Genomic DNA, 565 nt, shown 5'->3' on the forward strand with positions numbered 1-565 from the left:
TCGGTTAATGTCGGGGGGGGGGCGGACACGATACGCGGGGCCCGCCCCGCCGGTGCACTAGAACACCCCGTCGCAGTGCTGTGCAGGACTCTACCGAATTCTTCGAACCCGTGTTCGAAGACCGGCGTGGGCCCCAGACGGTCCCGGGGCCGCAGACCGTGCCGCGGCCGGACCGCCGGCACCCGGACGCGCCGGCGTCACTGCCGGGCGCGACGGGGCCGGGCGGAGCCGCCCATACCGCCGGACGGCACCGGGTCCCCCCGACCGTCGACGTGGATCTCGTGGACCCGCCGACCGCGCGCGTCGAACGCCTCCAGCCGCCAGTGCTCCCCCTCGTCCAGCCGGGGCAGCACCACGGGCGGACCGAGGTGCTCCACCTGGTCCACGACGTCCTCGCCGAGCATCCGGGACAGGGTGCAGGCGTGCCCGTCGTCGGCCTCTCCCGGGAAGGCGGCCCAGTCCACCCGTGAGAGCCCGCCGGGCTCGGCGGTGACCAGGACGTCCGGCCCGTCCGAGTCGTCGCCCCGTTCATGCGCCAGCAGCGCGTCGATGTCCGTCGCCACGG

The 565-nt window shown here is 75.0% G+C and carries 1 protein-coding gene; it reads right to left on the bottom strand.

Features of this window, described 5'->3' with window-relative positions:
* Window positions 1-197: 197 nt before the first annotated feature.
* Window positions 198-565 (bottom strand): hypothetical protein (locus ACH0AB_RS11940; RefSeq protein WP_406878281.1); only part of this gene is annotated, 368 nt, incomplete at its 5' end.

Origin of the sequence: Moraxella sp. 179-F 1C4 NHS, from assembly GCF_045370505.1 — a bacterium.
In the GTDB taxonomy this organism is placed as follows: Bacteria; Pseudomonadota; Gammaproteobacteria; order Pseudomonadales; family Moraxellaceae; genus Faucicola; species Faucicola tetraodonis.